This window comes from Paenarthrobacter sp. TE4293 (assembly GCF_050435325.1).
Taxonomy (GTDB): domain Bacteria; phylum Actinomycetota; class Actinomycetes; order Actinomycetales; family Micrococcaceae; genus Arthrobacter; species Arthrobacter nitroguajacolicus_C.
The window spans coordinates 457,668-465,266 of sequence record NZ_JBNJRY010000004.1; the positions used below are offsets into that span (position 1 = coordinate 457,668).

General features: G+C 63.0%; 9 protein-coding genes. 3 read left to right on the plus strand and 6 right to left on the minus strand.

Annotated features, from left to right (window positions below):
* Positions 1 to 5: 5 nt before the first annotated feature.
* Together corA and zapE are read left to right on the plus strand one after the other, a co-directional pair.
* On the plus strand, positions 6 to 1,001 hold the full coding sequence (gene corA / locus QF015_RS11015) for a magnesium/cobalt transporter CorA (protein ID WP_310205784.1): 996 nt from the start codon (positions 6 to 8) through the stop codon (positions 999 to 1,001).
* Positions 998 to 2,164 (plus strand): cell division protein ZapE, encoded by a 1,167-nt coding sequence (gene zapE / locus QF015_RS11020; protein WP_429388979.1) that lies wholly within the window; start codon positions 998 to 1,000, stop codon positions 2,162 to 2,164. Before corA ends, zapE begins: the two co-directional genes overlap by 4 nt.
* A gap of 37 nt (positions 2,165 to 2,201) precedes the next feature.
* On the opposite strand, the gene QF015_RS11025 is transcribed toward zapE, so the two are convergent.
* Genes QF015_RS11025 through QF015_RS11050 form a run of 6 tightly spaced genes read right to left on the minus strand, consistent with a single transcriptional unit; the run spans position 2,202 to position 6,397 of the window.
* Positions 2,202 to 2,732 carry a ferritin gene (locus QF015_RS11025; RefSeq protein WP_024817501.1) on the minus strand — a complete coding sequence of 177 codons (531 nt, stop codon included), beginning with the start codon at positions 2,730 to 2,732 and terminating at the stop codon, positions 2,202 to 2,204.
* 54 nt (positions 2,733 to 2,786) lie between these two features.
* Entirely contained in the window at positions 2,787 to 3,158 is a 372-nt protein-coding gene (gene crcB / locus QF015_RS11030) for a fluoride efflux transporter CrcB (RefSeq protein ID WP_310205791.1), read from the minus strand.
* Positions 3,155 to 3,598 carry a fluoride efflux transporter FluC gene (locus QF015_RS11035; protein ID WP_429388981.1) on the minus strand — a complete coding sequence of 148 codons (444 nt, stop codon included), beginning with the start codon at positions 3,596 to 3,598 and terminating at the stop codon, positions 3,155 to 3,157. Before QF015_RS11035 ends, crcB begins: the two co-directional genes overlap by 4 nt.
* A complete protein-coding gene (locus QF015_RS11040) occupies positions 3,585 to 4,109 on the minus strand; it encodes a universal stress protein (RefSeq protein ID WP_429388984.1) in 525 nt (174 codons plus the stop codon). Before QF015_RS11040 ends, QF015_RS11035 begins: the two co-directional genes overlap by 14 nt.
* A gap of 28 nt (positions 4,110 to 4,137) precedes the next feature.
* Complete coding sequence (locus QF015_RS11045) at positions 4,138 to 5,850, minus strand: ABC1 kinase family protein (RefSeq protein WP_429388985.1); 1,713 nt, start codon at positions 5,848 to 5,850, stop codon at positions 4,138 to 4,140.
* A gap of 4 nt (positions 5,851 to 5,854) precedes the next feature.
* On the minus strand, positions 5,855 to 6,397 hold the full coding sequence (locus QF015_RS11050) for a PadR family transcriptional regulator (RefSeq protein WP_310205801.1): 543 nt from the start codon (positions 6,395 to 6,397) through the stop codon (positions 5,855 to 5,857).
* 380 nt (positions 6,398 to 6,777) lie between these two features.
* Between QF015_RS11050 and QF015_RS11055 the strand changes: the two genes are divergently transcribed.
* Positions 6,778 to 7,197 (plus strand): SdpI family protein, encoded by a 420-nt coding sequence (locus QF015_RS11055; protein WP_429388988.1) that lies wholly within the window; start codon positions 6,778 to 6,780, stop codon positions 7,195 to 7,197.
* The last annotated feature ends 402 nt before the right edge of the window (positions 7,198 to 7,599 follow it).

The window sequence follows — 7,599 nt, forward strand, 5'->3', positions numbered from 1 at the left end:
ACACAGTGACCATCATTGACAACGCCGTATATGTGGACGGCGTCCGCACAGCCACCCCGCACAGCCTTGAGCAAACGTTTGAGACCCTCGCGAAACACGGCGGCATGGCCTGGATCGGCCTGTACCGGCCCACGAAAGAAGAGATGGCCGCCGTCGCCCAGGAATTCGGGCTCCACGGACTCGCCGTGGAAGACGCTGTCTCCGCACACCAGCGACCCAAGCTCGAGCGGTACGACCACAACCTGTTCACGGTTCTGCGTCCGGCCAGATACCTCGATGACACCGAGACGGTGGAGTTCGGCGAGCTGCATATCTTCACCGGGCCAAACTTCGTCGTGACCATTCGGCATGCCGAAACCGGTGGAGTGGCCCGGGTACGCCACCGGTTGGAGACGCGTCCCGACCTTCTCTGCCATGGTCCCGAGGCCGTGCTCTATGCACTCCTGGACCAGGTCGTAGACGACTACGCACCCGTGGTGGCAGGCCTTGAGAACGACATCGACGAAATCGAGGACCAGCTCTTCAGCGGCGACAGCGCGGTATCACGCCGCATCTACGAGCTCGCCCGTGAAGTAATCCAGTTCCAGCGTGCCATCCAGCCCCTCCCGGGCATGATGGCGCTGCTGGAAAAAGGATTCGAAAAGTATGGCGTGGACATTGAACTGCAGCGCTCCCTGCGCGACGTGGAGGACCACGTTCAGCGCGTCATCTCCCGTGTGAACTCGTTCAGGGACATCCTGCAGAACGCGCTCACCTTGGATGGTACGTTGACCGCAAACCGCCAAAACGAAGCCAGCGCCGCACAGAACGAGCAAGTCAAGAAGATCTCGTCGTGGGCCGCCATCTTGTTTGCGCCCTCTTTCGTGGCGGGCGTGTACGGCATGAACTTCGACCATATGCCCGAGCTGCATTGGGACTACGGCTATCCCCTGGCGGTGGGGCTCATGTTCGGTGCGGCCCTGCTGATGTACGTCATCTTCAAACGCAAAGGCTGGCTGTGACGCCTCTCCTGAGGCCTCCTCCGCGCACAGCGCGGGACACTGCCCGCACGTTGCTGGCAGGCATGGAGCACGACGCCGCGCGGTCGGGTTTCGCCCTTGAGCCCAGCCAGCGGCAAGCAGCCGGGCGGTTGGCTGCCTTCGGTGCCGAGGTGACGCGCCGCCGTCGTGCGCTTTCCCGGAAGACGCCGCGCAGCCTCTACCTCCACGGGCCGGTGGGACGGGGCAAGACCTGGCTGATGGATAGCTTCTACGCGCGGCTGGACGCACGGAAACGGCGTGTCCACTTCCACGACTTCTTTCGCAGGCTCCACTCGGGGACACAGGCGATCGACTCCGGCAGCGGAACCGCCATCCAGCAGTCCGTCGACGCGCTGCTTGATGGCACCGAGGTGCTGTTCTTCGACGAATTCCACGTCCATGACGTTGGCGATGGCATGTTCATTGCCCGGCTCTTGCGCACGGCTGCGCAACGACGGATCCCACTCGTGGTGACATCGAACTACGCACCGGACGAGCTGCTGCCCAACCCCTTGTGGCACGACCATTTCCTGCCCACCATCGAAGCCATCAATGAGATGATGGATGTGGTGGAGATGAATGGTCCCTCCGATTTTCGACGCTTTCCGGCCGGCGGAACCGGTCCGGCCTACGGCTCTGAGGTGTTCCGCTCAGGCCGGGTCATCTCCCCCGGCACGCCCAGGCAATTGGGGCGCCTTGGCCTCTTCCGGCCACCGTCCTCACAGAGCCGTGTAGTGAGTCCCACCACCCAGCCAATCATCGTGAAGAACTCCGACCCCGACCTCCTCTGGGTCGGTTTCGAAGAGCTGTGCAACGGGCTCACGTCAACGTCGGACTTCCTGGTGTTGGCCGACCACTACAAGACCTGGGTGATCGACGACGTCCCTTCCCCGGCAAAGGCCGATTCGGCGTCGGCGCCGGCCTGGCAGCGGTTCAGCAACGTCGTGGATGTGCTGTACGACCAGGACGTCAGGCTTTTCCTGATCGGTCCGGACTCTTTGGACTGGGACCTTGAGACCTCCGGCAACGTCCTGCCCGTCGATCTTGCGCGGATAGCAAGCCGGCTGTCTCTCCTGGGACAGTCACAGCACCACGCTGCCGTGGACACAGACGGTCTGGAGAATGAAGAGGCCGCCGGAAGCTGAAGCTTCCGACGGCCCAGTAACGATATAAGTCCGGCGCCTAGATGACCCCGCCTGCTGCGGACGGCGCACTGGCGTCGTTTCCGCCATCCCCGACGGTTTCCCGGGCCACATAGTTCTCGATGTCGAAAAGGTTCTCGGCCCGCTCCGTGATGTTAAGCAGCGTAGTCATGGACGCGACTTCCTCGACCTGCTCCTTCAGGAACCACAGCATGAACTGTTCGCCCAAGGCGTCTCCCTCTGCGCGGGCGACGCGGAACATCTCTTCGATGTTGCGGGTGACTTCCTTTTCCTGTTCCAGCGCCAGCGCGATCGGTTCCTTGGCGTTGGTGAAGTTGTTGCGTACAGGAGCGATGCCCGGGATTTCGACGTGCACGTTGCGGTCCAGCATGTACTGGACCATCATCATGGCGTGGTTGCGCTCCTCAAGGGACTGACGGTAGAAGTGCCGTGCGAGCTGCGGCAAGTCCTCTCCATCAAAGTAGACAGCTACTGCGATGTATTGCTGGGAGGCCGCAAACTCATTGGCGACCTGGGCGGACAACAGCTCATTGAAAGTCTTCTTAGCCATGGCTCGATCCTACAGTCGGGCCATGACACTTTTGCTGGTGAGGTTCGCCACGGCTCAGGGCATCAGAAGGCTGATGCTTACGCCGGCCGCCGCCGCCAGTACGCTGACCACCATGGTGCCCAACGCATTGATCACTGCCAGTGCCGTGCGTCCGCTTTGAACAAGCCTGACGGTCTCCAGGCTTGCCGTGCTGAAGGTGGTATAGCCGCCCAGGAAACCGGTACCGAGAACCAGCATGAGCGATTCCGGCGCGTGGCCACGCATCACGAAACCTGCCAGTAAGCCCAACAGCAGGGAACCGGAGATATTGATGGCTACGGTCCCCCACGGGAAGGCGGTCTTCAGGCGTTCCCGGACGAGCCCGTCGACGACGAACCGCACTGCGGCGCCCACGCCGCCGGCCAAGGCAAGGAGGAGGACCGTCACGATGGACGTCCAACAGCGCGTCTGTGATGCCAGGCGCCGAGCCAGATGCCGGCGGTGGTGGCCACCGCACCTCCCAGCAAGCTCGCCGCGAGGTATGCCGCAGCCGCAGGAGCTGAGCCGGCGCTGAACAGGTGCACAGCGTCCATCGCCAGCGTGCTGTAGGTGGTGTAGGCGCCCAAGTAGCCCGTGCCCAACGCAAGCCGCAGGACCCGGCGATTGCCGACGTCGGGCCCCCGCCGGGAGAGCCCCTCCAGCAACGCGCCCAGGGCCAAAGCGCCGGAGAGGTTGATCAGCAGGGTGGGCAGCGGCCAGGCGCCGGGTGCAGGGATGACCAGGCCCAAAGCGTACCGTGACAGCGCTCCCACCACCCCGCCGGCTGCCACGATGCCGATGAATCTCCAGTGCAGGTGGACAGGACGTTTGGCCTCAGTCGTCGTCATCGTCGATGGGAACCCTGGGATTGACGGGAACAACGAGGACCGGCCGGACCTGTCGACGGAACAGGTGGCGGGCCACCGAACCAGCCGTCAGTTCCTTCACGGCAGCAGCCAGTTTGTGCTCCCGCGTGCCCACCACGATCATTGATGCCCCTACTGCCTCGGCCTCCCGGGCCAAGGCCCGGGCGGGCTCCCCCGCCAGCTGGACCACTGACCATTCGACGCCCCTGGCAGCAAGTTGATCATCGATGGCCTGCGTCAACGATTCGGGGATCCCGCCGAAGTCCTCGTCAACGCCGTCCGGGTCGATCGGCGCAGCGGGGCCTCCGGTACTGCCGTCCACCGGGTAGACAGTGACGTCGGCGTACCCGCACAGCAACGGCACCCTGGCGGCGGCGGCCACGAGCGCTGCTTGCTCAAGGACTATCGGATGCTGCCCCGGCATGACGCCTACCAGGATGGGGCCGGACATACTGCCCGAGGCCTCAGGACGCGGAGCGGGGGTCTCTGTCACAGGGCAAGTCTACGACGCCTGGAAACCGTCAAAGGCGACGCCCGCCCGCCCACAAGCCGTAGATCAAGGGAACCAGCGAACCGATCATCAACATGTTGCCAAGCAAGCTGTCATCCGCCCGCACCACTGCTCCAGCGATCAGGAGTGCGCCGAAGATCATTGCCGCCACTGCCCGGCGCCCCGTAACGATAAGCCGGGCCATCTGCCGTTCCAGGCGACGGTTGCCCACCTGGAGTGAGCCCTCCTCGATGCGCGTCACCAACCCGTCCAGCCGCTTGGGCAGTCGAAGGGCAAGCGTCGCAGCGTCAAGTGCCTGGGCCGCGGCGTCGTTGATGAGATTTCCGCGCTCGTCGCGCAGCAGTTGCGCCGCGTAAGGCTCCACCGAGTCCCAGAGGTTGAAGCGGGCATCCAGCGAGCTGCACACTCCGGAGGTCAGGGACATGGCCCTGATGATCAGCAGGAAATTCTCCGGCAACTGGAAGGGCAGGGAACGAATCACGCTGCCGAACTCAGTTCCGAACTCGCGGAACTCCCGTGGGTCGACATCGCGCAGTTCGGCAAACCCCATGCCACCGAAGCGGGCAAAGAGCTGGGTCATGGCCCGTTCGAGCTCCGCTGTGTCGGCCGTCTGCATCAGCACTCCCACATCGCTGATGGCGGTCACCAACCCTTTCCCATCCCGTGAGGCAGCAGCAATCAGGAGTTTCCGGAGCCCGCTGCGGGTCTTCGCCGGAACCTCGCCCATCATGCCGAAGTCGATGAACGTCAGTTTCCATGGATGCTCACTGGCCGGATCGACGGCCGGCGTGACGAAGATATTGCCGGGGTGGGGATCTGCGTGGAAAAAGCCGTTGGTAAACAGCTGATCGAACATCACCGAAGCGAAAACAGGGGCAACCTCTGCCGGGTCTATTCCAGCCAGGCGAAGTGACTCCGCGTCCGTGATCTTGATGGCCGTCACGTCTTCGAGGGTGAGCACGCGGCGGGTGGTCCGTTCCCACACGACGGCTGGGACAGTCACCCGTGCGTCATCGGCGAAGTCAGCAGCGAAGCGCTCCGAATTGGCGGCTTCGTTCAAGTAGTCGATTTCCTCCAGGCTGGTCTGCGCAAATTCCTTGATCAGGGCCGGCACATCAGCACGACGTGAGACAAGGCGGATTCGGCTGAGCCAACCTCCCACTTTCCGCAGGGCAGCGAGGTCGACGTCGACGATTGCAGCAATGCCAGGTCGCTGGACCTTGAACACCACGCTGCTGAGCCCGGTGTCCTCCGCGTTGCCGGCGAGGAGTTTAGCCCGGTGCGCCTGCCCCAGTGATGCCGCAGCGATGGGAGTCTCCTCGACCGAGGCGAACACCGATTCCAAAGGTGCACCAAGTTCCGACTCCGCCAGCGCCCGGATTGCCGCGAAAGGAACGGGCGGCACCTCGTCCTGGAGGCCCTCCAACTCTGCGGTGATCTCGGGTGGGAGCACGTCCAACCTGGAGGACATGAACTGGCCAACTTTGATCATCAGGCCGCCGAGCTCCACCGCGAGGCTGTGGAAACGCCGGGCAAAGCGCCGCATTCTGGTGGCCCGGTTCTGCTCCGTCAGCCTGCGCAGGCCCACTCTGGGCAGGAACAGCTCAAACCACCACGTCACTGCCAGGTGCCACGCGGCAAATCGCAGGATTCGCCGATAGCGCGCTCGAGGGTCCCCTGGTCCCGCGCCCGGATCTGCCCGCTCACGCCGGACCGACGCCACCCCTTTAGTCCTGGGCGAGGATCGAATACAGGCGGCGACGTGCCTCCTCAAGCACCGTCACAGCCTCCTGCACCTGTTTGGGTGTCCCGGTTCGACCAACTTGTGCCGCCGCCTGCGCCAGCTCCACACCAGCCTTAGGCAGCGCAGCGAAACCGGGGGTCGATGACGTACCCAGGGAGTCCCACGGTGCTGTCGTTTCCGCGCTGGCAACGTCCTCCCTGCCAGCTTCGGTCAGGGAATAGATTTTGCGGCCACTGGATTCCTCGGACGTGACGAACCCCTCGTCCGCCAGCAATTGCAGGGTCGGATAGACGGAACCTGCACTGGGCTTCCAGCTTCCACCGCTCCGCTCTTCGAATTCGCGGATGATCTGGTAGCCGTGCATGGGACGTTCGGCCAGCAGGGAAAGAATGGCGGTCCGCAGCTCGCCCCTGCCCGCTCGGGTTCCGGAGCGCTTCTCGAATCGGGATCGGAACTCCTCAACGGCCTGCCACATGCCATCCAGGTTGTTTCCCCTGAACCCACTTGAAGGGAATGAATTATGCATCAAGCTCACCTCAGTCAATCGCGAACGATACTAAACGATAGTTAACGATATACCCGCCCGGGGCCTGGGTACACCGTAACGCCGCACTCGCGGAAGACTTTGCGCAGGGCCGGACAGCACTTCTGGGTGATGCCGTCCGGCCCCGGCCGCGGAACCTTGGGGCAGCCCCGGCAAACGAGGGGGGTCATTGGCCGTTGCATGGGATCCGCTGGCTTCAGTAAAGGCGAACCATCGGCGCAGTACACGAGTAGTTGGTACTCGTCTTTTACGCGCGGCGGGCCGGCTCACTACTTGCCGCGGCGGGCGCCCGGGTGAGGCGTGACGGCTCACGTCGTTGACTTGTGCCCTTGCCCGCCGGCTGATTAGCGTGGCCTATAGGTATGTCACGCCACTACGGAAGGGCAGTTGCCTTGGGGGCAGCATTCAGCACCACCATGTTCAGCCTCGCATTCCTGGTCGTTGCCGGGCTCCTGAAAATGTTGTCGTCACAAATCGAGGCGGGGCAGTCCAGGCCGAATTACACTTTCGGCATCCGGTCCAAGGCAACCTTGGCCTCCGAAGAGGCTTGGGTCGCTGCGCATGAGACTTCTTTGAAGATCCTGAAAGGGACAACCATCTTCCTGCTCGGGTGCACGGCAGCCCTGTGGGTACTCTTCACGGTCTTGCCGAAGGATGACGCTAGCGTGCCGGTGATCTTCTTCAGTGGCCTTGGCTTTATCGCCATTCTGGTCGTGCTTCTGATGCGTATGTACCTCAAGGCTGATGCTGTGGCAATGAAGATCGGCTCTGCAACGAAGTAGGCATCTGCGTCTGCGGCGTTTGCTGGAGTCCGAGGAACGCGCCTGCGGCGTGACGTTCACAAGCGAGGACGTGGAAGAAGCCTTCCCGCAGGACCCTACTGCAGTGACGCGTTTGGCTGGGCGTATCGAACTCCGCCCTCGTGTCAGCGTTCCACCATGTCTCTTCACGGCCGCTCCCCTTGCGCGAAATCCCTACCTGCCGTTGTTCTCAATGAGAGCATTTTCCTGCAGTTTTGAGGAGAGCCGGGACCAGGCTTTTCGCGGTGCGGAAGTCTTGAGGTTTTCCTGAGTGACAGTTGACTGAACACAGGATTTGTTCTTGATCCGGCCCCGGCACAGTAGTTCTTGTCAGCCAAACAGGCCGATAAGAACAGGCCGGCCGGTCTCACGGTGGCCACCCGA